Annotated in this window: 25 protein-coding genes; 15 read left to right on the top strand and 10 right to left on the bottom strand. The window is 41.1% G+C overall.

Translation table 11 applies throughout. From position 1 onward, the window contains the following. The 4 genes from JZO70_RS03930 to JZO70_RS03915 form a co-directional block, all read right to left on the bottom strand. On the bottom strand, positions 1 to 649 hold a 649-nt coding region (locus tag JZO70_RS03930; RefSeq protein ID WP_207672223.1), incomplete at its 3' end, for a DUF2922 domain-containing protein. A 61-nt stretch (positions 650 to 710) separates the two neighbouring features. Continuing rightward, a complete protein-coding gene (locus JZO70_RS03925; protein WP_207672222.1) occupies positions 711 to 1,094 on the bottom strand; it encodes a hypothetical protein in 384 nt (127 codons plus the stop codon). A gap of 132 nt (positions 1,095 to 1,226) precedes the next feature. Then, entirely contained in the window at positions 1,227 to 1,490 is a 264-nt protein-coding gene (locus JZO70_RS03920; RefSeq protein ID WP_242703741.1) for a DUF2922 domain-containing protein, read from the bottom strand. Between the two features lie 2 nt (positions 1,491 to 1,492). After that, the gene (locus tag JZO70_RS03915; protein WP_207672221.1) at positions 1,493 to 1,720 is read right to left on the bottom strand and encodes a hypothetical protein; all 228 of its coding nucleotides are present in this window, start codon (positions 1,718 to 1,720) and stop codon (positions 1,493 to 1,495) included. Positions 1,721 to 3,177: 1,457 nt separating this feature from the next. On the opposite strand from JZO70_RS03915, the gene JZO70_RS03910 reads away from it, so the two are divergent. After that, complete coding sequence (locus JZO70_RS03910; RefSeq protein WP_207672220.1) at positions 3,178 to 3,858, top strand: response regulator; 681 nt, start codon at positions 3,178 to 3,180, stop codon at positions 3,856 to 3,858. Further along, positions 3,855 to 4,745, top strand: a complete 891-nt coding sequence (locus JZO70_RS03905) for a sensor histidine kinase (protein WP_207672219.1) — start codon at positions 3,855 to 3,857, stop codon at positions 4,743 to 4,745. Before JZO70_RS03910 ends, JZO70_RS03905 begins: the two co-directional genes overlap by 4 nt. Positions 4,746 to 4,781: 36 nt before the next feature. On the opposite strand, the gene JZO70_RS03900 is transcribed toward JZO70_RS03905, so the two are convergent. The 3 genes from JZO70_RS03900 to JZO70_RS03890 form a co-directional block, all read right to left on the bottom strand. Further along, positions 4,782 to 5,555 carry a DUF2705 family protein gene (locus tag JZO70_RS03900; protein WP_207672218.1) on the bottom strand — a complete coding sequence of 258 codons (774 nt, stop codon included), beginning with the start codon at positions 5,553 to 5,555 and terminating at the stop codon, positions 4,782 to 4,784. Then, positions 5,548 to 6,480 (bottom strand): ABC transporter ATP-binding protein, encoded by a 933-nt coding sequence (locus JZO70_RS03895; RefSeq protein ID WP_207672217.1) that lies wholly within the window; start codon positions 6,478 to 6,480, stop codon positions 5,548 to 5,550. Before JZO70_RS03895 ends, JZO70_RS03900 begins: the two co-directional genes overlap by 8 nt. Positions 6,481 to 6,676: 196 nt before the next feature. Beyond that, complete coding sequence (locus tag JZO70_RS03890; RefSeq protein ID WP_207672216.1) at positions 6,677 to 7,042, bottom strand: hypothetical protein; 366 nt, start codon at positions 7,040 to 7,042, stop codon at positions 6,677 to 6,679. Positions 7,043 to 7,237: 195 nt separating this feature from the next. On the opposite strand from JZO70_RS03890, the gene JZO70_RS03885 reads away from it, so the two are divergent. Beyond that, positions 7,238 to 8,401: an ImmA/IrrE family metallo-endopeptidase gene (locus tag JZO70_RS03885; RefSeq protein WP_207672215.1), complete on the top strand. Its 1,164-nt coding sequence runs from the start codon at positions 7,238 to 7,240 to the stop codon at positions 8,399 to 8,401. Continuing rightward, positions 8,401 to 8,931: a DUF4411 family protein gene (locus JZO70_RS03880; RefSeq protein ID WP_207672214.1), complete on the top strand. Its 531-nt coding sequence runs from the start codon at positions 8,401 to 8,403 to the stop codon at positions 8,929 to 8,931. Before JZO70_RS03885 ends, JZO70_RS03880 begins: the two co-directional genes overlap by 1 nt. 44 nt (positions 8,932 to 8,975) lie before the next feature. On the opposite strand, the gene JZO70_RS03875 is transcribed toward JZO70_RS03880, so the two are convergent. Then, the gene (locus tag JZO70_RS03875) at positions 8,976 to 10,256 is read right to left on the bottom strand and encodes an ATP-binding protein (RefSeq protein ID WP_207672213.1); all 1,281 of its coding nucleotides are present in this window, start codon (positions 10,254 to 10,256) and stop codon (positions 8,976 to 8,978) included. A gap of 4 nt (positions 10,257 to 10,260) precedes the next feature. Further along, a complete protein-coding gene (locus JZO70_RS03870) occupies positions 10,261 to 10,962 on the bottom strand; it encodes a LytR/AlgR family response regulator transcription factor (RefSeq protein WP_207672212.1) in 702 nt (233 codons plus the stop codon). Between the two features lie 197 nt (positions 10,963 to 11,159). Here JZO70_RS03870 and JZO70_RS03865 point away from each other — a divergent pair, with 197 nt between their 5' ends. The 3 genes from JZO70_RS03865 to JZO70_RS03855 all read left to right on the top strand — a co-directional run bounded on the left by JZO70_RS03865 (position 11,160) and on the right by JZO70_RS03855 (position 14,831). After that, positions 11,160 to 11,918: an ABC transporter ATP-binding protein gene (locus JZO70_RS03865; protein WP_207672211.1), complete on the top strand. Its 759-nt coding sequence runs from the start codon at positions 11,160 to 11,162 to the stop codon at positions 11,916 to 11,918. Beyond that, positions 11,905 to 13,992, top strand: coding sequence for an FtsX-like permease family protein (locus JZO70_RS03860; RefSeq protein ID WP_207672210.1), 2,088 nt, complete (start codon positions 11,905 to 11,907; stop codon positions 13,990 to 13,992). The genes JZO70_RS03865 and JZO70_RS03860 overlap by 14 nt, the downstream gene beginning before the upstream one ends. A gap of 95 nt (positions 13,993 to 14,087) precedes the next feature. Further along, a complete protein-coding gene (locus JZO70_RS03855; RefSeq protein WP_207672209.1) occupies positions 14,088 to 14,831 on the top strand; it encodes an AAA family ATPase in 744 nt (247 codons plus the stop codon). Positions 14,832 to 14,877: 46 nt separating this feature from the next. On the opposite strand, the gene JZO70_RS03850 is transcribed toward JZO70_RS03855, so the two are convergent. Then, positions 14,878 to 15,813, bottom strand: coding sequence for a DUF975 family protein (locus JZO70_RS03850; RefSeq protein WP_207672208.1), 936 nt, complete (start codon positions 15,811 to 15,813; stop codon positions 14,878 to 14,880). A 180-nt stretch (positions 15,814 to 15,993) separates the two neighbouring features. Here JZO70_RS03850 and JZO70_RS03845 point away from each other — a divergent pair, with 180 nt between their 5' ends. The 8 genes from JZO70_RS03845 to JZO70_RS03810 all read left to right on the top strand — a co-directional run bounded on the left by JZO70_RS03845 (position 15,994) and on the right by JZO70_RS03810 (position 22,799). Then, complete coding sequence (locus JZO70_RS03845; RefSeq protein WP_207672207.1) at positions 15,994 to 16,956, top strand: serine hydrolase; 963 nt, start codon at positions 15,994 to 15,996, stop codon at positions 16,954 to 16,956. Between the two features lie 47 nt (positions 16,957 to 17,003). Continuing rightward, positions 17,004 to 17,975 carry a zinc-ribbon domain-containing protein gene (locus tag JZO70_RS03840; protein ID WP_207672206.1) on the top strand — a complete coding sequence of 324 codons (972 nt, stop codon included), beginning with the start codon at positions 17,004 to 17,006 and terminating at the stop codon, positions 17,973 to 17,975. Positions 17,976 to 18,185: 210 nt separating this feature from the next. Next, a complete protein-coding gene (locus tag JZO70_RS03835) occupies positions 18,186 to 18,605 on the top strand; it encodes a hypothetical protein (protein WP_207672205.1) in 420 nt (139 codons plus the stop codon). A gap of 168 nt (positions 18,606 to 18,773) precedes the next feature. After that, positions 18,774 to 19,862, top strand: a complete 1,089-nt coding sequence (locus JZO70_RS03830) for a PQQ-dependent sugar dehydrogenase (RefSeq protein WP_207672204.1) — start codon at positions 18,774 to 18,776, stop codon at positions 19,860 to 19,862. 130 nt (positions 19,863 to 19,992) lie between these two features. After that, complete coding sequence (locus JZO70_RS03825) at positions 19,993 to 20,397, top strand: cupin domain-containing protein (protein WP_242703739.1); 405 nt, start codon at positions 19,993 to 19,995, stop codon at positions 20,395 to 20,397. A 182-nt stretch (positions 20,398 to 20,579) separates the two neighbouring features. After that, positions 20,580 to 20,870, top strand: coding sequence for a helix-turn-helix domain-containing protein (locus JZO70_RS03820; protein WP_207672202.1), 291 nt, complete (start codon positions 20,580 to 20,582; stop codon positions 20,868 to 20,870). Positions 20,871 to 21,413: 543 nt separating this feature from the next. Further along, positions 21,414 to 21,920, top strand: a complete 507-nt coding sequence (locus tag JZO70_RS03815) for a hypothetical protein (RefSeq protein WP_207672201.1) — start codon at positions 21,414 to 21,416, stop codon at positions 21,918 to 21,920. Between the two features lie 9 nt (positions 21,921 to 21,929). Beyond that, positions 21,930 to 22,799, top strand: a complete 870-nt coding sequence (locus tag JZO70_RS03810; protein ID WP_207672200.1) for a hypothetical protein — start codon at positions 21,930 to 21,932, stop codon at positions 22,797 to 22,799. The last annotated feature ends 1 nt before the right edge of the window (position 22,800 follow it).

Here is a 22,800-nt window from a genome sequence, read left to right as displayed (position 1 = left end):
AATGATCGATCAAACTAGCGCTGTCTTGTGGGCGGCTTAGTCGGGATTTTTCTTCTGTTTTTCCTTCGCTTTCCTTCGCTTTCCTTCGATTCCTGCGCCGCCGCATCTCCATAATCAAGTTATAAGAATGCGAATCGGTTTCAGGTTGTGTTCCAGGTGTTCTTTCCTCCAATACTTCATTTGTTTCAGATCCTGCTTTTACTCCTTCTTTTGGCTTATCAAGAGAGACTTGGGGTGTTTCTGGTAGTGCTCGATAGGTACTTTGTGATTTCAACTCTTCGAGTTTTTTCTTTTTATCTGCTGCATCAACTTCTTCCACCGTTTTTTCTTCTATAGTTACTTCAGGTACTTCCAACATAGGTATAGCTGGTGCATAAGCCAACATGGACTGGTTCAAGACAACTGGTGCATTGGCTTCACCAAAGAATTCATCACCAGTAAAAACCGATGTCTCAATGGTTTCTACATACTTGGCACTAACAACTTCCTCGAACAGACCAACACCATCTTTTTCAAAGATGTCTAAAGTCGTTAACAGCTCTAAAGATTGCTTGATTTCAGCTGGACTTAGATCGGTATTGGGATCTTTGATACTCAGCGTGTGCTTTTTTCCAAGACTGTTTAGGAAGCCGGTCACTAGTTTAATCATGTTCAAAAAACTCCTTTCATCATTTTTTAGCGTAGGGGACAGGGCAGTAATATCATCAAAATCAGGTGGCAGCTACTTCAATTGGCAATAACTTGGCAAGTGGCGACAGAATGACAGACTTGGCTTTCTCAATGAAATTCCGAACAGGGAAGACTCTCAAATTTATTCTCTTCCACTCTGACGTCTCGAAGTAATCCTGGAAAAAGTAGATGAATTTCTTCATGGTTTTGGTGACTTTGGTTCGGGTAAATAAGTATTTGACTAAATCTTTTAACACCAAAGCAAACTCCTCCGCACCCAACTGATAGCGCACGCGTAACGCTAGCAATAGTTGGATGGTCGTGGCATTGTCTTGGGTCTCCTTGTAAAAATCCATCATGCGCTGCTCGATGGTGCTTAATGATAAATTGAAAATCTGGTTGGGTGTGAAGGGTTGCTCTGACATTTGTATTTCCCTCTTTCTCTTAGTAATTTTTTCAAAATAGGTCGCATAGAAGACTATCCCAACTCCATCGTTGTGCACACTTCCTAGTAACGATGAGAGTAGAGGATTAGCCTAGGGTATTGCTCTTAATTCCTAACGACGTTTATAGGCAGCTAAGGCTTCTGCTTCTACATCAAAGACCGGTGTTTCAATAGTCTCCACAAACTTGGCACTAACAAGGGTTTCATAGGAACGGACGCCGTCTTTTTGGAACAGATTTAGTCCGACAAAATCAGTTAACAAGGTTTTGATTTGAGATGGTGTTTTGGTAATATCTACATCTTTAAAGCTGATCGTCTGACTCTTGCCCATCGCGTTTCTAAAGTTCACAACTAATTTCTTCATGCTGGTCATCATACTTATTCAGCCCCCTCATTAAGATCTTTGGTGATGCGTGATTGCACGGTCATGATCACACTATCGAAGCTGCTTCCTGCTTTGGAAAGCTCCGCCATAATTTCTCCTAATCGAACGACCTCTGCTTCAGGTGGGTTATCAATCACGTTTTGGAAATTCACTTTCTTCTGTTTGTCTTCGCCTTCTTGTTCGATCAATACTTGTAATTTTGTTCCTAATTTTTGAATCATGTTATTTTCCTCCGCTTTCTGTTTTGGGATTTTAAGTTTTATTTTTTGTTGCTGTGGTGTTGCTCCGGCCGGTGATTAAACAATAAAAGATTTTTCGACAAAACTCCACAGACGACTTAGAAGGGTCACCTACGACTTAGCGACCTTTCAATTTTTGAAAACCTTGATTTAAAGGGATTCTTGATTTTTTGGATAGAAAAAAGTGCTCTAAGTCGAAGGTGAATTCCTGACTAACTTTTTTGTCTGAAATCAGCCAAAACCCGGGAAAACCTTGGTATATCAACAAAACGTCCCTTAAGGTTTTCTTAATAATTTCGACTGAATTTTCAAAGATGGGGGAATAAAAGGCAAAAAAAGCAGCAGATACCCATCAAAAGATGAACATCAGATGTGTTGAGTTTTGTTATTTATAATTTAGCTAATTCTTCTGTCAGCTGACGAAAGGTTAATCCATCTCAATCGATCGTTCGTGAATTCATGCCAGATACTTTTAAGATATGTCTAAATTATTTCGCATCAGGAATGTTTGTAGCAACTCGTGCTTGCTCAGCTGTCCATTGAATTTAGCATTTGGAACAGGTAGTGAAGCAGGATATCCAAAGTTCGAATATGAAAACACATCCCTAGCATTAGCAGATTCTGTAGAAAACAAGGCTAGATTAACAAAACATTGGCTGCATACTTCTCGATGGTCCGCTTCTAATGCTTTATAATCCTCTCTGGGACGGATAGGTACGCCCTTTTTTTATCAGATATAACAGATTTAGACAGACAGAACGATACGGTACATCTAACGGAAAGAGTACACACGTAGGGTGTAACATAGGGATTTTTTACTTCATAAAGCAGTCATAGCGCTGAATGACCTGGGTAGTCAAGTCGTAATTGTAAAACATAAGCATCTCTTCCTTTCGTAACAACTGTTTCATTCGAGAGTGACAGGAATCGCCCGCATAAAAGGCCAATGTTTCATTACGTTCAGGAATGAGTAGAACTGTGGAGATGGACAACGGAATATCTTAGAGATGGCATAGCTGAGACTGCTCGACCAATTCATCCCACTTATCCAACTGAGAGAATTCATCACTCGTATCAACAAACAAAACTTTATCATCTATTTTACATTTCATCAAAATTCACTCTTTGTTTCCTGTATTATTAGAACTGTAGGGAAATACATTCATTAAGGAACCAAAAATTTGAAGCGGAGTTGGCTAATTGGCTGCGGGAATTAATGGTGGCACAAGAGATCGAAGGACAGGAAGTGCAGGGAAGTATGGGTTAACTAGCTGGATGGTCTAGTTCGTCAGAGCTAGGCTGTTTTTTGTTTGGGTCATTTCGGTGAATTTTCAGCAAAAAGGGAAGGTTTATTCATGATTAGACCGTTTCTTTCATTTCTCTCTATTTTTTAATCTTTGGCTTCTGTATAATGAGATGGGAAATAAAGGAGTGGTATGGTGGCTAAGGTTTTAATTATAGAAGATAACAACGATATTAATGGGATTTTACAGGATTTATTGAAGGAAGAGCATGAGGTGTTTCCGGCATTTTCGGGAACAGAAGGCCTGATGCTTTTTCGTTATGAGGCGATCGATCTGGTGCTGCTGGATATTATGCTGCCGGGAAAAAGCGGCGATGAAGTATTGGCGGAGATTCGTCAGGACAGCAGTGTGCCGGTAATTATCATCACGGCTCTTGGAGACAAGAAGACCGTCAGTGATTACTTGATGAACGGGGCCAATGACTACATTACCAAACCTTTTGATTTAGACGAGGTTCATGCCCGCGTCATGGTTCAGCTGCGAAATCGGCAGGCAGTAGAGCCTGAAAAGAACAAATTAACCGTTAAAAATATTACTTTAGATGAAGACAGCTTTACCATTAACACAGGGGAGAATTCTTTGCGTTTAGGGAAAAAGGAATTCGACATCTTGAAGACTTTAATGAGTCGGCCAACGCAGATTTTTACTAAGGAACAGTTGTACGAGCAGGTTTGGCAGGAAAGCTATTTGCCAGGAGATAATACGTTGAACACTCACTTGAGTAATTTGCGGAAGAAAATCAATCAGCTGGATAGCGAGAATGAATATATCGAAACGATCTGGTCGGTGGGTGTGAAGCTGGCAGGTGATAAATGAGTTACCTAGCGATAATCAGTACCCTAGCGGCATTTTTTCTAGCCTACCGCTATTTGACTCTGCGATCAAGCTTGCGGAAGTTAGCCAAAGAGATTGAAGAAAAGCGGATCAGTCAAACCAATGTGATACTAACTAATCCTGAGCATCAAGTGATTTTGGACCCTTTAATCCATGAAGTGAATCAAGTGTTTAATGAGCTGCAGGAGATTCGGATTATGAGCCAACAGGAGAAGAAGACCTTGGATTTGGCGATTCACAATATCACCCACGATATTCGGACACCCTTGACGATTGCCAGCGGCTTTACCCAAAATTTGTTAAAGGATGTTCCGGAGCAGCAGGAGAAGCTGATGAAAATTCAGAAGAACTTAACTACCGTTTCTCAGCGGGTGGAAGTTTTGTTGGAATATCAGGATTTGTTGGAGGCCAATGTGCAGCCGCAGTTCCAGCAGTTGGACTTGTCTCAGGTATTGAAAGAAAATCTGCTTCACTATTACAGCAACTTAACGGAGCAAAACTTTGCAGCTGAGGTGGATATTGAAGAAGGTGTGCTGATCGATAGTGATCCTGAGATATTGCAGCGAATCTTTCAAAATATCTTTAGCAACATCCTAAAGCACGGGGAAAAGCAGCTGTCGGTGAAGCTTTCCAGTGATGACAAGTGGGCTTACGTGCAGATTCAAAACCAGAGCCAGCAGGAAATCAAGAATCTGAACAAGCTGACCAGCCGGTTTTATTCAGAAAATATGTCCGAGACCGAGAAGTCTTCGGGTTTAGGTTTGTATATTACTAAAGAGCTGGTGGAGCTGACTCAAGGGTACTTAACAATGAAGTATCAGGAAAAGCAGTTTTGTTTGGAGATTGCTTGGCATTTAGTAAGAGGATAAAAAACGATCGACTCCGGTATGGAATCGATCGTTTTTTTAGATATCTCTTTTTCTAAAAGATGCTAGTGACACTGTAGAGCAAAGAATGATAACCACCAAACAAGTCACAGCTACTTTTAACCAATAATTGTCAGGGACATTGATCCAGGCTGCATCGATGTTTCCTTGGAAGCTCAGGTAACGGAATACCTCAACTTTACTGTAAATAGCACTCATAAGTGAGATGAAAATCGGCAGAAGGACTACTGTCAATACAGCTGAAATGTTTGAAAAGGTTAGGAACAAAACCAGTAAACCAAAGGCGAAAATACCTTGTACCGAGATAAATTGCATAATTAGTGCACGGAATAAATTCTCGAAATAGTCAGGACCAAATGTGCCTACACCGCTCTTAAGAGAAGCCGTAATGAAGAGCGTGCCGTAATAGAAGACAAACTGCATCAGGACCATAAATAAGAAGACCACATATTTAGAAAAGAAGAATTTGCCTCGGGATACGCCTGATGTAACTAGGTTCTTTAAGGTTTTGCGAGATAAGTCAAAGCCGATAGTCATGATAAAAATCGGCAAGCTGAAATAGATTAAGAAGCTGGCCATGGTGGACATCGCAACAACCGTGTTTGCCCCAGACCATTGTGCTTGGTTGGCTTGCTCCTGCAGACTGTGCAGGGTTTCGCTGAAACTGCCAACGGTTACCAACCCTTCAGTCAGTACGGATAAAACCACCACTGCTATTAAAATAATTTGTGTCACGTAAAAGCCCTTTGAATGAAATAAACGATAAAAGTCTGCCCGAATTGTATTAACCATGATGAATATCCTCCTCATTTCCACCGACTAATTCAGTGAAATAATCCTCTAAGTTTTGTTTTGCGTGATAAATGCCGTCGATGACAATGCGTTCTTCGACTAAGGCTTGAATGATATGATTCACTTGATTGGATTCGCCAAAAATATGCATGGTGTCGTTATCGACTACCTTCAATACATAATGCAGGCTATCCTGCAGCAGCTGACTGGCTTGCTGAATTTGTTTCGTTTGCAGGACAATGTACTCGTCATTGATCTGATCGAATTCTTCTTTAGAAATTTCCTTCACCAGCTGGCCGTCATTGATAATCCCAAAGCGGGTAGCGACATAATAAAGCTCAGTTAAAATATGGCTGGAAATGATAATCGTCATGCCTCGTTCTTCGTTCAAGCGTTTGACTAAGCGACGAAACTCTACAATCGCAATTGGATCAAGTCCGTTGATGGGCTCATCTAGGATTAAGAAATCGGGACGAGTCAGGATCGCAATGCCGATCCCCAGCTTTTGCTTCATTCCTAGTGAGAAGTTTTTGTATTTCTTTTTGCCGGTGTCTTTTAAATCCACCAACTCCAAGGTTTCTTCAACGACTTGTTTGGCATTCACGATACCTCGCAGCTTACAATAGTAGGTTAAGTTTTGCTTGGCCGTCAGCTGATCGTAGGCTGAAGGAGTCTCGATGACTGCGCCGGTGCGCTTCAAGCCGTTAGTCCATTCCTTGTCGGTAGAAGAACCGAACAAAGCGATGGTACCGTTAGACGGTGCGATTAAACGAGTGATAGATTTCAGCAGCGTGGTTTTCCCAGCGCCGTTTCGTCCGATCAGGCCGTAAATTTCCCCCTTGCGAATTTCTAATGAAACATTTTTTAAAGCAAATTGATGTTTGTATTTTTTGTTTAAGCGATTCACCGTTAAGATGGTTTCCATTATTTGCAGCTCCTTTAAGTTTGTGTTCGTCAGCCGGTTAATTTTTTTCGTTATGTTGTGCTGACTTACTATACTTAATACTTTACCCCTTCTTCTTCAGATAACTCTCAACCAATTCTAAAATGTTTCTAAAGTTCTTGAGGAAATGAAAAAAGACTAGAGCGGATTCTAGTCTTCAAGTGAGAGCTATTCAATTCTAAACTGTTTCTCTAACAAAACACGAAGCAACAAAGTGCAATCCAAGGCTTAACACTAACATGCCTGGCGCCCATGGTAAGATCATTGTCAGCATGGCTGGAATGACTAAACCGATGACAATGCAGCCGGTTGTGATGTTAATGATTGCGGAGGCAGCGACTTTGCCAAACCGGTTCAGCTTTGCATCGTTCCAGATCCAAGGATAAAGGACCGCAAAGACTGTTGCGATGACTGCGGAACTAGCGGCGGCGATGGCAACATGTGTGAAGCTAAGATTTTTTCCTTCTATTAAAACTAGAATACCCATCAACCAACCGCAACTTCCTAATACTGCTTTTGCGAATGCTGTTTGATATTTTTTCATGATTGATTCCTCCAAATTTGTTTTTGATTTTCTATAAGCTGACTATAGCATGGGAAAAACAGCAGGAATATCAAATTTGGATTTGTTGCAAGAAAAGGATGGTTTGTTGCAAAAGCAATAGGATTCTCTTTGTTTTTCGATACGCAAGGACAAGAGAATGTGATAAACTTTAGGTAGTTAACGGAGGTGAAAATAATGGCAAAAGGAATTACAGTCAAACCGATTATCATTCAATGGGCCATTCAAAATTCTGGCAAAAGTATGTCTCTGATCTCTCAAAAGTTTTCCAAAATTGATGAATGGGCATCTACAGAAAGCGAATTAAGTGTGAATGAGCTGAATAAGCTAAGCAAAGAACTGCGCGTCCCTTTTGGCTATTTTTTTCTTAAAAAACCTCCAGTTGAAGATATTGAACTATTGAAATACAGAACGATCGACAACGAAGAGCATGAGACTCCAAGCAGAGAATTGATCGATACGATTAAACATATGGAAGCTCGTCAAAGTTTTATGCGGGAAAACTTGGTGGAAGATGGCTTTTTGCCATTGAACTTCGTAGGAAGTGCTACGACCAACGAGGAAGCGGAAGAACTAGCAACTGCAATTTTGACAGAGCTTGGTTTAACCAGTGATTGGAATCAAAAAAATCCTGATACTTTTAACACACTGAGACAAGCGGCGAGTAATGCTGGAATTTTAGTCATGCAAAATGGTGTCGTTGGCAACAATAATTACCGCCCGTTAGATGTTGCTGAATTTAGGGCCTTTGTGTTGATTGACGAGTACGCACCATTGATTTTTCTAAATGCCAGAGATAGTGTGAAAGCCAAGATTTTTTCTTTATGTCATGAACTTGTTCATATCTGGCTAGGTGTGAATGAGCTATATAACGATCCTCAAGGGGAGAACCAAGTATTCCTAAATGAGCAGCTTGAAAAATTCTGTAATGAAACAGCGGCAGAGATGTTGTTGCCGGGAAATGTATTGCGTGAGATTTATGATGTAGAAATGAATGCCTATGAGAACATAAAATCCATTTCTAAAGGATTTAGTGTAAGTGATTTGGTCGCATGTATCCGACTGAGACAGCAAAAGCTAATCTCTAAGAAAATCTTTGATGAAGTTTATCCGACTTTACTGGAAGAAATGCGTAAAAACTTATCTGCTAAAGAGGAAATGGAAAAGAGCTCTGGTGGCAATTACTATTATACTCAAGGATCGAGACTGGATAAGAATTTTGTTCACTCGGTAAGCAGGAAAGCTAGAGAAGGAAAAATATTGTATACGGAGGCCTATGAACTTTTAGGTGCAAAAGGCAAGACATATGACAAATTGATAGAGTTTGTGGAGGGGAGATAATGAAGAAGTATCTGATTGACAGTAACAGTCTCATATCGCCTTATCGAACTTTTTATCAATTTGACATAGTTCCTTCTTTTTGGGAATGGTTCAAACAAACCTATGATCAATCCGTTTATTTGGTGGATCGAGTGAGGGACGAGTTGTGCCATGCGAAGGGAGACAATAAAGATGATTTGCAGATTTGGGTCGAAACATACTGCTTGGATAGAAGTAAAATAATTTTTCCTAACAGTGATAGCGCTGTTTTGACTGAATATGCTAACGTGCTTAATCATATAGAAACTTCTCCTTTTTATAAACAAAGAAGTTATGACGAATGGGCGGTCTTTGAAAAGGCAGACCCATGGCTGATTGCTATAGCGAAGGCTCACGATTATACAATCGTTACAATGGAAGAACGTAATTTGAACTTGAACCCTAAAAACCCAACTGGTAAAGAGCCAAGAATTCCAGATGTCTGTGCTGCTTTGGGTGTCAGATGTATTAATTTATACGACTTGATGCGGGAAGTTCAATGTGTAATTTAAAAAGGATGTAGCAGCCTACATCCTTTTTGTTATGCATTCAATTTCTAAACATCCGCAATCACAATCAGCAGCAAAAACTCATCATCGGATTGTTTGATCTTCATGGTGCCGTCGTAGTTATCGACGATCTCCCGGACATTGGCCAGGCCGAAGCCGTGGTTCTTTTTATCGGGTTTGCTGGTTAGGATTTTCCCGGCTTTAGTTACCAGCTGTTCCTCAGTCGAATTGACAATTTCGTAGCTGAAGTAGCCTTTGTAGTAGCGGGCCTTCACCGACAGCTTTCGCCGATCCACCTCAGGGATTTTCGCAGCGGCTTCGATGGCATTATCTAATGTATTGGCAAAAATCGTACATAAACTGACGTCATCGATGCCTACCCAGTCGCTGAGATCGATGTTGAAGAAGCAGTCAATTTCATTTTGCTGCGCCAGCTGATACTTGGAATTCAGCACATTATTTACCAGCGAGTTCTTACTGAAGGCGCGGGTTTGACTGGCATAAACCTTGGAAAGGCCAGTAAAATAATCCTTGGCTTCTGCTACTTGATCGCCTTCCAGGTAGCTTCCCACCACACTTAAATGATTGTTTAGATCATGCTTCAGCTTGCGGACTTCCTGCTGATTTTTTTCCAATTCTTGATAGTAATCTTCCTGCAGCTTGTAATTTTTATTTTCCAAATCTTTTTTGATCGCCTCAGATAAGTAACCAGTCAAATACTGGATGCCGATACTGGTTAAGGCAATGGCCAACATCGCTGGAAAGATCACCCAAGCGCCATCACTGGGTGCGAAAATGACAACGAAAACAATGCCCACCAAAGGGCCTAGTGAGACCAAATTGATCATGTTCCACATAGCAGGGTTCATAACCTTTTTGGCATTGGTAATCCTTTTTTGGTAGCGGCGATAAACCGTATACCACAAGGGAATGCGCAAAAAATTAAAGAACAGATGAAGAGCCGTGTCGATCGTGAGTGTCTGGCCTGTTTCCAAAAAAATACGCAAGCCCAGTTCTTCAAAGACAAAATTACTGGAAATAACCAAAGGTAATAAAAGAAAAACAGCTCCCAGCCTGCGCTGATAGGTTCCTTTGAAGCCCAGCAGCATAGTCAAGGTGAACAACAATAGGACACCCAGTACATTGAATGGATCTTGCGGGTAGATGACTGTAATCATAACGCCATAGGTCATGAAATAAACCAGCAGCTTAATTACCCGTTGTTCTTTTACGGGTGCAAAGCACAAGATCGTTTGGTAAAAATAGTACGCAGGGATAATGATTAATAGGTTGTTTAAGAGCTGCGCAATGATTTGTGGAAGACTCATAAAATTACTCCAATAACAGTTTGGCAAAGGCGACGTGCAAATCTTGCTTATTCCCGCGGCTCAAAGGCAGCGACTGTCCAGCGCATGACACGTACTCTGTGCCGGTTTCTTGAACAAAGTTGATGTTGACTAAATAACGATTATGAATGCGAACGAAGCAGTCAGGCATTTCCAGCTCAATCTCGTTGAGCTTGCCGTAAAAGGTTAAGACTTCCTCTTCCGTGCGAACGTGAATCTTGCGGCGCTCACTCCAAAAGTAGCAAATATTTTGTACCAGCAGGCGTTTTTGCCCGCCTTTATGCTTCACTAAAAAGGATTGCTCCGGTTCTTCTGACAGCTCAGCAATCGCTGCGTCCAGCACTTCCAGTATTTTTTGTTCCTTGTAAGGTTTTAAGATATAGTTCAAGGCTTTTACTTCATAGCCTTGGAAAACGTAGTCAGGATGGGAGGTTACGAAAATCAGCAAGGTCTCCGGAGCTTGTTTACGCAACAAACGAGCGGTATCCATGCCGTTTAGCTGCCCCATTTCGATATCGAGGAATAAAATATCGATACTGCCAGCAGATAGCTCAGCTAACAACGCTTCGCCGCAGTCAAATTCCTGCAGCTGATAGTCTCGCCCTTTTAGCTGCAGCGATCGTTCCACTACCTTCCGTAATTCTTTACGTAGACGCTGTTCATCGTCGCAAATAGCGATTCGAATCATGTTATCCCTCCTTGTATTTCCGACCAGCTATAAGCTGGAAAAAATTATGAAGCCTTTCTTATTATTCTATCATAAAACGCTAACAAAACTTTACAAAAATCGGGTCAAACTTTACATTTCCCGGTCTATTTTGAAGGCGGAAATTCTTTTATGATTAAGTAGAAGATAGGGATTTAAAAAATAAGGAGGAGTTAAGTATGTTACAAGTCAATCATTTATACAAAAGCTACCAAAGCGGGAATGTTACTTACAATGTGTTGAAGGATGTGTCGTTTTCCATTCGTAAGGGGGAATTCGTTGGGATCATGGGGTCATCAGGTAGCGGGAAAACTACCTTGTTAAACTGTATTTCCTGCTTTATTCCTTACGAAAAAGGCGAAATTTTGCTAAACGGCACGAAGATTGCGGCTTTAGACGAAGAACAAATGGCGGAAGTGCGTAATGAAAAACTAGGCTTTGTCTTCCAGGACTTTATGCTGCTGGACGGTTTGACGATTTTTGAGAATATCTGTCTGCCAAAGATCATCAAAAACGCTCCTTACAAGAAAATGGAAGCGCGCGCCAAGAAGCTGCTGACCATGTTCGGCATTCGCGAAGTGGGGAATAAGTATCCAGTAGAAATCTCTGGTGGTCAAAAGCAGCGGACTGCCGTAGCTCGTGCATTAATGAACAATCCGTTGTTGATTTTAGCTGATGAACCGACAGGGAATTTGGACAGTAAATCCGGGGCAGCAGTTATCGGTGCTTTTACCGAGGCGAAAGAGGAGCTGGGAGCAACCATCTGCATGGTTACCCACGATAGTTTCTCAGCCAGCTACTGTGATCGGGTAATCGTGATGAAGGACGGGCATATTTTCAAGGAAATGGTTCGTTCTAGTCGTCCAACTGCCTTTCACGATGAGCTGCTGCTGGTATTGAAAGAGCTGAATGGGGGCGCGGATCATGAGCATGGATAAGGTTTTTAACAAGCTGCGGCGTTACAACCGCGGCAATTACGTTCAGCTGGTTTTTTGTTTAGGCTTTGCGGTTCTTTTGATTACTTCCTATGCTGCGACGCTGTTTAGTCCCACCGTTCAAAATGTTTTGCCGCCGGGCGGGGATTCTCGCAAGCAGATTTATATGATTTTTGCGATTGCCTTAATCGGCTGTCTGATGTTTGCCATTTATGCCACTGGCTTGTTTTTCAAATATAAAAGTCGGGAGACCGGCGTTTTCTTGGCGCTTGGTGCGTCAAAAAGAGTATTGGCGAAAGCTTTTTATAAAGAGCTGGCTAAAATTTGGGCTGCCTGCAGTCTTTGCGGGATTATTTTTGGGAATATTATTTCGTTTATTGTTTGGCAATTGTTCCGTTTGTTAGTGATTAATACAGAGCAGATGGCTTATCAATTTGCCCTAACCGGTTCGTTGATTGGCCTGTTGTTTGCCTTAGTGCTGGGCCTTTGTATCTTGGTAATGGCGTATATCTTCATGAAGCGCAGCAATCTGATGGATATTTTAAATGATCAGCGGAAAAACGAGCCGATTCAAGAGGTGACGAAGTTTTACGGCTTAACTGGATTGGCTATGACAGTAGTTGGTATCCTGCTAGGGTATGTGGTTCCGTCGATTACAGCCAATAACTTCAACACGCAAATGCCTGCTATTTGGAGTGCTACGTACTTGATTTCAGTTGTTGGAATTTACCGTTTTGTGACTTATTTGATTTCTCATCATGAACGAGGCAGAAGACCACAAAAATACTACAAAAATATTATTCCCTTCAGCATGATGAAGTCGCAGGGGAAACAAACGGTACGCAATATGTGTGTCATGGCTTTATTGGTACTAGCAAGTCTCTTTGCATTATTTTATGTGCCGATGAATTCCACTATGTTTTGGGAGATTGATGACAGCCCGGTGGATTATTCTCTGCCTTACCCAGCTTCAATCGATCAAGTGAACCAAGAGGATATTCAGCGTTTAGCGGATAAGCATAAGGTGGAGGTAACTAATTACATCGAAGTGAACTTTCCTCAGCTGCTGGTCAGTGGGGTAGAACGTGACTGGACGGACGACGGTGAATTGGTGGAAGAGTATCACGAAAAATTTAAGTATGGTGAATTCATCAGTGCCACCGAGTATGAAAAAATTACGGGTGAACAGCTGACTGTGCCGCAAGGTGGTTATTACATGGTAGTCACTGGTCCGGAAGGTTTTTGGTTGAAGTTCGACGATATGGATCAAGTGACCAATCCAGTAACCAACGAAACCTTCAAGCTTAGTTTTACCGGCTCACAGATGAATAGACAAATGTATTCTGCTGGAGCACCCCGTTATGTTCTGAATGATGCTGATTTTGCTCAAGTGGCGACAGATTTGCCGATTGAACATCAAGTGAAGCAAGTAATGTTCAATGTAGCGGAATCCGATGCTGAACAGGCTTTTGCTCAAGACGTTTTCAGCGAATTTGTTGATCGTGCACCGGCAGAAATGGCTCGAGTGACTGGGTATGATGACTACCAAGCCGAACAAGCACAGCTTACCAATGAGTCTCACGATGGCGATATGCCGATTGAACTTGATACTGATAATCCTGACCTGATGAGTTATTGGAAATACTATCCAACTATCAAAACGATTATCAAGCAAAACTTCTTACGCGATCAGGCGGTATTCTTCCTGCTCTTTATCTACGTTGCGACGATTTGTCTGGCAGCTGTGGGGATTATTGCCTACACCCGCAGTATTACGATTGCCATCAATAACAAACAGCTCTTTGATGATCTAACCAAGCTGGGGGCCAATAACCAGTACATTCGCCGAACCATCAATTCTCAGTTGACGAAGATCTTCGTTTACCCAACTGTGATTGGGGCCGCAGCTATGATGCTGTTTAGCCTGCTGATATTCTGGGGCAATGACCGATCATTTGTCGCCTCAGAAAGGATCGCTTTTGGAATTGATGTCTTGATAACTGGTGTGGTGTGCATCTACATTTTCATTATCTATCGCTACTCGTATAAGCGAATGAGGAAGCTCCTGCAAGTATAAATAGAAAAAAATTAAGCTGGCCGCCATTGAGATATTCTTGTCTTAACGGCGGTCAGCTTGTATGATTGAAGCAAACGATTAGTAAAGGAGAAGCAATGTTTGTTTTCGAGATGCAATTAGCTAAGACAATGCCTAGAAATGGCTATCCTTATGAAGTGCTGGCAATTAAAGAAATTCTCAAACAGGATGGCAAACTGCCCTTTACCGCACCAGTGACCTTCTTATCTGGCGATAACGGCACTGGGAAATCGACTATTTTAGAAGCGATCGCGGTGGCTTACGGGATTAATCCAGAAGGCGGCAGTCAGAATTTTAACTTTTCTACCGTGGAGAGTCACTCGGAGCTGCATGAGCACGTGCGCTTAATTCGCAAAGGCGATATTCCGCGGACGAAGTTCTTTTTGCGTTCGGAAACCTATTATAATGTAGCTTCTGAGTTAGAGGAGTTGGGGCGTGATCCGCTGCAGGGTGGACTGGCTCATGCTTCTTATGGACATCAGCCGCTGCATACTCGTTCTCATGGAGAAGGGTTGCTGGCAATTATTGAGAACCGCTTCGGGGATCAAGGCTTTTATCTGTTGGACGAGCCGGAAGCGGGACTGGCTACTAGTCGGCAATTTGCTTTGCTGCAGGAGATGCACCGCTTGGTCAAGGGAGGCTCGCAGCTTATTATCGCTACTCATTCGCCAGTGATTATGTCTTATCCTGGTGCAGTGATCTATCAGTTCTCGCAAGTGGGGATTGAAGAGCTGCCGCTGGAGGAGACGATGGCGTATAAGGAGACCAAGCTGTTTTATGATGATTATAAAAGGATGCTGCATTATTTGTTGGAGGGGTAGGTTAGAGTAAAAAATGCACCTCCTTTGTCAGGAAGTGCATTTTGACTTATTCAGCAGTTTCAGTGGCGTTCTCTTTTACATAATGCTCATATAGCATTTCCAAGAACTGAATTTCAGTCACATTTTGATAAGGTAGTATATAAAAATCGGTAAACAGGAAGAAGCGTATCAAATTCCAGAAAAAGAATGAATAGCGCAGAATCAGAAACTCAATCTTATAGCCATCCATAATTTCTCGGCTTAAAGTGATTGCGTCTGAGGCGCTTAACTGTGGATTCTTTTCCAATAGAAAATTCGTCATTGCATAAGATGCACTCTTTATGATGCCCGGAATAATGAAGAGTAATGACCATAAGAATGTATAAATAGCAATCAATACATTGGCTTTCAAAATTCTGTTTTTCTGTGCTCTTACAAAGTATGAAAAAATCTTTAATCCATCAGCTCGTTGTCCTCTTAACGTATGAATGGCGCACCATTGTAAAACTGCACTGGATAGAGCAGCTATAAAAAAGATGGCTACAATAGCTAAAAGCATTACTAAAAACCATAAAAATTGTGAAAATCCTGTGTAGGGATTTGTGTAACCATACCCGTAGTCATAGGAAAAATAATTAAGGAAACCAAACAACCTGTAATAACTGTTAGTCAGGAAGCGCATGGAAGCTAATCGTAATAAAAAGCTAGCAATGGCGTTAGCTGCAATCAAGAGTACAATTGTTTTACACCATTCGCCGTATCTTCCAGATAATTTTTCCTGCGCACGTTTCTTTATTTCTGCACGAGTAATATTCATTCCTTCTGCTTTTTCAAGCTGTAACTCAAATTCATCATCTGTTTTCATTTGATTGATTTTGTTAGCTAAACGTTGATCAAGAGGTTCATCGCTCTTGGGTATTCCTTGCATTAAGTTATAGCCACATTTGGGACAAAACTTTGCATCAGCGTTTAACTCCGTACCACAATTTGGACAATATTTCATTTTTCTTCACCCTAACTAATTTATTTCTGCCTGTTAACTCCTTGAATGAATCACTAACCCTTTTTCCCAACCCTAACAATAACAGAAAAGATTGAAAAAATAAATGGGGGGATAGTTTGTATACAGAAAGTATTATTGATATAATTCCATTAGTCAATAAATTTTAAAAGGAAAACCAAATTGAGAAAAATAGACCGAAGAAAACAGCAGAAACAGAGACGACAATGGGTTTTGGTTGTAACCGCTATATTCATGCTTGTTTGTTTTGTTACCTTTTTTACACTAAAGATAGTGAAAGGCAGACAAGTAGAAGAAGCTGCTACAGTTCAATCCTCAACAAAGGAAACAGTAGAAAAGATTAGTCAAGCAAGTTCAGTAACTAGTGAATCATCTTCTGCTCAACAAGAGCCGGTCACTAGCACAGTAAGTACGGAATCATCTAGTACAGCAGAAGAACCCAAAGCAGTGATTTTGGATGATTCTGGTTTAATAGCTAATGCCAGCCAAGTCAGTTATGGAGTCTACTATTTTAGTGATGATACGTACATTTCTAATCAAAATTCGATCCCTACACCATCCGCAAGTGTTATAAAAGTTTTTATCATGTCCTATATATTCGAAACCAATATGGATATGCAAACTATTGTCAACGGTGAGCCTTTAAGCGAGCTTACACGACGCATGATTCAAAACAGTGACAACAGCGCTACAAATGCAATCATTGATCAAATTGGAATGGAGCAGTTAAACGCCTATTTCCAAACCTCTGGATATACGGATACACAATTGCAACGGAAAATGTTGGATGAACAAGCTGTGAGTATGGGGAAAGAAAATTATACATCTTTGAACGATACTATGGCTTTTTTAAAGAAAGTATATCAAAATAGAGGGGCCTATCCTTACTCGTCTATGCTTGAGTTAATGTTGGGACAACAGGTTAGAACTAAGATTCCGAGTAAACTACCTGGAGATGTGGTTGTAGCTAATAAAACGGGAGAACTTCCTTCAGTGGAGAATGATATAGGTTTAGTTATGTCTGAAGATGAACCCTTTGCAATAGTAGTTCTTTCGAATGGTGTAACCAATAGTGGAGGAATGCGGGATGCTATTGGGAATTTTACTTTAATTGCTTTGAGATAGAAATTATATGGGTATAAGAATGATCTAGTGAAAAGGGAGTGGTAAAAATGAAATATTGTCCAAACTGTGGAGCAGCCAATCAAAAAGATGCAGCATTTTGTGAGCAATGTGGACACAAATTAACTTCAGTTGCAGAAGAAAGTACTACAGTAGATAATGTCCAAAATGATGAGGCTGAGATGATCACACCTGTTCGGCGTACTACTAAAGCGAATCAAAGCAGTAAAGTACCATGGATTATTGGAATAGTTGTGCTTTTAGGTGTTGTTGTTGGCGGTGGAATCTTTTTTGCTTCTTATGGAAACAACAATCCAGAACCGGCAGCTTCACGGACCACATCAATTTCGAAAGAATCTTCTAGTGAGGAGTCAGAGGAGACATCTGATACAGTAGAAGATGAGCTTTCTAAATACGATGAGATTATTCGCGACGCTAAAGAAATGACTATCAATGGAGAATATCGAGAATCGTCTTTACTACTTGCTTCAATTCCTGTAAGTGATCTTTCCAAAGATGAGTTCCGAGTCATTCGCGATGCTGTTCAAGACTTAACCCAAGAAAATAATAATGGCATTCAGGATGAGAAGAAAAAGGAAATGAGCGATCAAGCGGCTAATAACAATTCGCAAACTGTTTCTAATGGAGGGTTTGCTGGTGATCTTGCTAAGTGGGCGAACACCTACACTTTCTATTATTCACAAAGTGGACAAAAACAAAGTTCATTAACGATTGCTGCCAATGGTGGAGTTACTCAGAATAATTATAATGGAACACAGTATTTCGGAAAAGCAACGATTGCAGGTGCAAGTGGCAGTATACTAAGCTATGAAACGAACGCCTTGTATCCTAGTACGATGCCGAACACCAAATCCATTCGACCAGATGTACAAATCAATGTTCAATGGGATGGTGGCGGAACCCAAACGTTCTATGGATACCTTTCATATTCCTCACGCTTAGCTTTAACTGACGGAGTAGTAAAAGGTGCCGGTGTGAATGAGGTCTGGATTTCTTATTAATTAATGAATATTTTTGGCAAGTCTTCATAATAGGGGACTTGTCTTTTTTGTATACCCTCGAACTGGATATCGGTTGACACCTGCTCAAAAGGGTCGTATAATTCAGATTATACCAAATTGTGAAAATATTCACTAATGCATTTTGAAGACTTTGCTTAACAAGTGATTGCTCACTTTTTAAAAATATGGCGAAACTAGGAGTTGGTAGGTATGGAGAAACTGGTGCTGGCAACAGAAGACATTTTTTTGGACGCGACGGACGCGAAGCGATGTATGGATGCGGAATGCCTGAAATTAGTGGAATATTTGCGGCGGAGACAGTTTGAAACAGGCTTGGTTTTAGTGGATGAAGGTTCAACTCCTGATGAAACTGTTCAGGAAAACTTGAGTTTCTACCTACCAGCTGAAGAAGTTTTTAGCCAAAAAGCCTTTGACTACAAGACGAAATACTTTATCGACAATTCAATCGAACGATTGGAAAAGGCGGCTAGTAAAGGCTTCACACCGGTTCTGATTGCTGAGGGTGGGACCTTAGAGGATAGTGAATTCGACTGTGCTGCGTACAGCACGATCTCAGATTTTCATCTGTCATTGATTCAAGCATCCTTTGAACAGCATTCTGTCAACTAACTAAATAATGGAATTCCAGCTGGATGTAGGCAAATTGCTGCTTACATCCAGCTTTTTTGTTGTGTCGAGATTTTAGGAATGGGCATATTTTTTTACAAGATCTTTTTTTAGATGGTACTTTAGAAAGAGAAGAAGAAAGCGGTTAAAAAAAGAGCAGGAGTGATGACAATGAAAAGAATACTGATTCTTAGTGCCATGGCAGCCCTCTTTTTAGCAGGCTGCACGCAAAATGATTCGGACCCAAACACAGCAATTTCTACACAGGAGACTGCGAGTTCCAGCAGTGCCCCGACTACAAATACGGACACAGAGGTAATCGCAGATAACTTGGATGTCCCATGGTCAATTGAAAAGCAGGGCGAGACCTTTTATCTGACTGAACGAGGCGGAAATGTCATCAAGATCGAAGACGGTGAAACCCAGCAGCAGCCGGTTGCCTTTGAAGAGACGTTGTCTTCGGCTTCGGAAGCGGGATTTTTAGGCTTTGTGCTTCGTCCGGATTTTGCCACTTCCAATGTAGCTTATGGGTATTACACTTACGAAGGTGCGGATGGTCGGATGAATCGGATTGTTCAATTGCAGTTAGACGGAAATCAATGGCGGGAAACGGAAGTGTTGCTGGATGAGATCCCTAGCGGCAACAATCATCATGGCGGACGAATGAAAATCGGGCCAGATGACAAGCTGTACGTGACCACAGGTGATGCTTCTGAGCCGGACAATGCTCAGGACATGGGTTCTTTGGCTGGGAAAATTTTACGTTTGAATTTGGATGGCTCGATTCCTGGAGACAATCCGTTTACCGATTCCTACATTTATACTTACGGTCATCGCAATTCCCAAGGGTTGACTTGGTCGACGGATGATACGATGTATGCCAGTGAGCATGGCGCCAGTGCCGATGACGAGATCAATGTGATCGAAGCTGGGAAAAACTACGGCTGGCCGGTGATTGAAGGCAATGAAACGCAAGATGGGATGGAAGCGCCGTTGTTTAGCTCCGGCAACCAGACCTGGGCACCATCGGGAATGGGCTATCATGATCAGAAATTGTATGTTGCGGCTTTACGAGGTGAGGCGGTACTGGAGTTTGATTTGGAGAATAATCAGACAAGCGAGCTGATCAGTGATTTTGGCAGAATTCGCGATGTGTATATTGATGGGGATGATCTTTATTTCATCACCAATAATCGCGACGGCCGCGGCAGTCCTTCAGATAATGACGATCAGCTAGTGAAGGTAAGTTTGCAAGAATAATTTATAGTTGAATAAGCACAGGTGGATTTTGGCTGCTGAAGTCTGCCTGGTTTTTGTCAGTAAATACTTGTTGACTTAACGTTCAGGTTAACTGATATAGTACTAAATAAGCAGGAAAAGAGGAATGGAAATGGATAAAATGAAGAAACTACCAGAGAAATTGGTCTCAATTGGCCAAACAAATGAACTGGCTGCTAAATTTTTTGAAGGCAACAGTTATTTGTCGGATGTTGTCAATGATCCTAGAGTGGATGTTGGGATTGCCAATGTGATTCAAGAGCCGGCAAGCCGTACCAACTGGCATGTACATAAAAATGGCTATCAAATTCTGCTTGTTACAAAAGGCTGCGGCCTGTATCAAGAAGAAGGCCACGAAATTCGTGTACTCAGTCCAGGCGATGTGGTGATCACTCATCCGGATATTAAGCATTGGCATGGTGCCGCGGAGAATGAATGGTTCGAACATTTAGCGATCACTAAAGGCAATGTCCAGTGGTTGGAGGCCGTATCCAGTGAAGCATTTGAAGCTATATAGGTATAAAAAGGTGCAAGAAATCAAGCTAAGGTTTCTTGTGCTTTTTTTCGGATAAAGGCTGTCATATCAATAACTCAACGCTGCGTTGAGTGGGGAAATCCCCACTCAACAAATTAGTTAGCTGGAAAAGCTATCTCTGTTTTTATGGTATAGGTTATACTTAAAGAGAGGAGGGATAGCTTATGATTAAGATCGGTTCACAGCTTAAATATTTCCGTGAGAAGCACAAATTCACCCAGAAACAACTAGCTAATATTTTGCATGTTACCCCTCAAACTATTTCGAAATGGGAGTTAGATAAAAGCTATCCTGCTGTTGATCAGTTAGTCGAATTAAGTCGACTGTACGAAATCAGCGTAGACAAATTGATCGGACGAGGAAAACCCAGCTTCCTGGATTACCTAGCCAATTCACAAAATTTGCGAAATTATTATGGGATTCCTAAGGTGAAGGAGGAGAAAAATGATGGTTGATAAATTAAACAAAGCGATTCTAATACTTTATAATGTTTGCGGAATCACGCTGGTGGTTCTTGCGGCCGCCGGAATGGCCCCGCCGGTTGGTTGGCTTCCTCGGTCGATGATCATCATCGGAAGCATTCCCTTTGTTATGCTTATCCTCGCCCACCTGTCTCTTTATATAATGAAGAAAAAAAAAAAACAGCAAAATAGCGGCCTTCGATCATGTGTATCTTGCATGATCGAATTTTTTTGTCATAAAAATTGTTAGTTATTTACTTCTGATAAAGAGGGCACACGAGACACATTTTTTTCAGATAACTTTCAGCATTAAAATGCAATCGTTTTTATTCTTAATAAAATTAATATAAGACAAGAAATATGATAAAATAGAATGGAAGCTTACAAAATTATGGTTAGAGTATTTACTGAAGATTAGTATAGTAATGAAACATCTGAGATCGTCAGTTACATATTTCTTTGAGTAGTTGTGAAGAGTTAAATATAGATGGTTAACTCTGTAACTTGTGTTTTTTATAAGACTAGAAAGGGGTGTCTATGATGATAGATTTTCTAAAAGAGCATCGGTATAAAATAGCTGTGATAGTCAGTCTGTCTATTGTGGCCTTTTCTTACTTAATCGTTTTAACATATTCAAAATTCCATGCGACAACCGAAGTGGACGATTCTGCCCGAGTGGCTTTTTTTCTTGGGGATCGTTTTAAAACGACGGATATTAGTCCTGATGATATTGCACCTGGTGAGTCAAAAAAAATATCTATTGATGTATCGAATAGCGAGGGGACGAAAACAATCGAAACTTCGATGCGCTATATTATTGAGGTGGAGGATTTTGGGTCGTTGCCGTTGGAGTATGAGTTGAAAAAAGGAACCACTTTAGTTGAATTTGGGAACAAGCGTGCAGAAGGAACTATGTCCGTAGGATCAGATCAAACTGACAGCTACACGTTAACAATAAAATGGCCAAAAGAAGATAATGACATAGGATATGCAAATGAAGTGAAGGCTATTCGTTTAAAACTCCAAGCAGAGCAAATAGATTAGGTGGGGCTGATGAGAAAAATTGATTTAACTAAATATAAAACAGCTTATCTCATCACAGGACTATTCTGTATTGTGGGGATATTCTTCTTTGGGATGTATAACTGGGGAAAGTATCTGTCTAGGCAGACGGATGACCAGCCTGTAAAGGCAGTCGAAATGTTTTTTACTAGTGATTTGCTGAAGGAGCTTGGTGATTCAACTGGGGAGTATGACTATATTATTTCTGAATGGGATGACGAAGATTCCATCAAGATCCAGCTGCGTAATTACCCGGATAGTCAACGGTTTACGAATCGGGAAATTGTTTATACGGTGGAAACAGATTATTCGGAAGCAACGTTTAGCAGTCAAGGAGTTGGTATTACCTCGACTAGTGGTAAGACAGAGGAACTTACTTTGCCAAAATCAACTAGTGCAAGTGAACAGAGTAGTGAGACTATTGATATCAGTTTACCTAACCTTTTCGATGGTGGTGAAACCAGTAAGATAGTTACAGTCACAGCCACAACATCGTCTCCATATATTCAAACAATTACAGCTAAGTTTCTGATTGAAAAAGCAGCGACCGGGTTTAACGTAAACGTTGTGGATGCGCTAGATAGTCCGTTTGCTACGGTGACCATCACAACAGAAAAAGATCGTGACTTTAAACTAGCTTGGAAAGAAGCTCTAGTTGTGCCTGATCAGACGAATCCAGTTTTTTATGGTAAAAGCATTACTGCTTCTTCGGCTCCATACAATAGAGAAATCTCGTTGGGAACCGTTAAAGATACTGGAGCGATTACCTTTTATATGTTGAAGTACGATGAAGGCGAAGTTTACGACAATACTAACTATACGAATGCATTTGAAGTTATTGAAGTCCCAGGAGGTGGCTAAT

The organism is Candidatus Enterococcus moelleringii, assembly GCF_017377575.1.
Classification (GTDB): Bacteria; Bacillota; Bacilli; order Lactobacillales; family Enterococcaceae; genus Enterococcus_A; species Enterococcus_A moelleringii.
Note: the sequence above shows the minus strand (reverse complement) of the source record. Positions and strands in the feature narration are given on the sequence as shown.

Excerpts from the sequence above, each read along its gene's own strand:
- JZO70_RS03870 (WP_207672212.1), bottom strand. The coding sequence starts at position 10,962 with ATGATTCGAATCGCTATTTGCGACGATGAACAGCGTCTACGTAAAGAA.
- JZO70_RS03825 (WP_242703739.1), top strand. The coding sequence starts at position 19,993 with ATGGATAAAATGAAGAAACTACCAGAGAAATTGGTCTCAATTGGCCAA.
- JZO70_RS03815 (WP_207672201.1), top strand. The coding sequence starts at position 21,414 with ATGATGATAGATTTTCTAAAAGAGCATCGGTATAAAATAGCTGTGATA.
- JZO70_RS03915 (WP_207672221.1), bottom strand. The coding sequence starts at position 1,720 with ATGATTCAAAAATTAGGAACAAAATTACAAGTATTGATCGAACAAGAA.
- JZO70_RS03885 (WP_207672215.1), top strand. The coding sequence starts at position 7,238 with ATGGCAAAAGGAATTACAGTCAAACCGATTATCATTCAATGGGCCATT.
- JZO70_RS03820 (WP_207672202.1), top strand. The coding sequence starts at position 20,580 with ATGATTAAGATCGGTTCACAGCTTAAATATTTCCGTGAGAAGCACAAA.
- JZO70_RS03855 (WP_207672209.1), top strand. The coding sequence starts at position 14,088 with ATGTTTGTTTTCGAGATGCAATTAGCTAAGACAATGCCTAGAAATGGC.
- JZO70_RS03905 (WP_207672219.1), top strand. The coding sequence starts at position 3,855 with ATGAGTTACCTAGCGATAATCAGTACCCTAGCGGCATTTTTTCTAGCC.
- JZO70_RS03810 (WP_207672200.1), top strand. The coding sequence starts at position 21,930 with ATGAGAAAAATTGATTTAACTAAATATAAAACAGCTTATCTCATCACA.
- JZO70_RS03875 (WP_207672213.1), bottom strand. The coding sequence starts at position 10,256 with ATGAGTCTTCCACAAATCATTGCGCAGCTCTTAAACAACCTATTAATC.
- JZO70_RS03890 (WP_207672216.1), bottom strand. The coding sequence starts at position 7,042 with ATGAAAAAATATCAAACAGCATTCGCAAAAGCAGTATTAGGAAGTTGC.
- JZO70_RS03880 (WP_207672214.1), top strand. The coding sequence starts at position 8,401 with ATGAAGAAGTATCTGATTGACAGTAACAGTCTCATATCGCCTTATCGA.
- JZO70_RS03925 (WP_207672222.1), bottom strand. The coding sequence starts at position 1,094 with ATGTCAGAGCAACCCTTCACACCCAACCAGATTTTCAATTTATCATTA.
- JZO70_RS03850 (WP_207672208.1), bottom strand. The coding sequence starts at position 15,813 with ATGAAATATTGTCCAAATTGTGGTACGGAGTTAAACGCTGATGCAAAG.
- JZO70_RS03830 (WP_207672204.1), top strand. The coding sequence starts at position 18,774 with ATGAAAAGAATACTGATTCTTAGTGCCATGGCAGCCCTCTTTTTAGCA.
- JZO70_RS03865 (WP_207672211.1), top strand. The coding sequence starts at position 11,160 with ATGTTACAAGTCAATCATTTATACAAAAGCTACCAAAGCGGGAATGTT.
- JZO70_RS03840 (WP_207672206.1), top strand. The coding sequence starts at position 17,004 with ATGAAATATTGTCCAAACTGTGGAGCAGCCAATCAAAAAGATGCAGCA.
- JZO70_RS03860 (WP_207672210.1), top strand. The coding sequence starts at position 11,905 with ATGAGCATGGATAAGGTTTTTAACAAGCTGCGGCGTTACAACCGCGGC.
- JZO70_RS03920 (WP_242703741.1), bottom strand. The coding sequence starts at position 1,490 with ATGATGACCAGCATGAAGAAATTAGTTGTGAACTTTAGAAACGCGATG.
- JZO70_RS03900 (WP_207672218.1), bottom strand. The coding sequence starts at position 5,555 with ATGGTTAATACAATTCGGGCAGACTTTTATCGTTTATTTCATTCAAAG.
- JZO70_RS03895 (WP_207672217.1), bottom strand. The coding sequence starts at position 6,480 with ATGGAAACCATCTTAACGGTGAATCGCTTAAACAAAAAATACAAACAT.
- JZO70_RS03835 (WP_207672205.1), top strand. The coding sequence starts at position 18,186 with ATGGAGAAACTGGTGCTGGCAACAGAAGACATTTTTTTGGACGCGACG.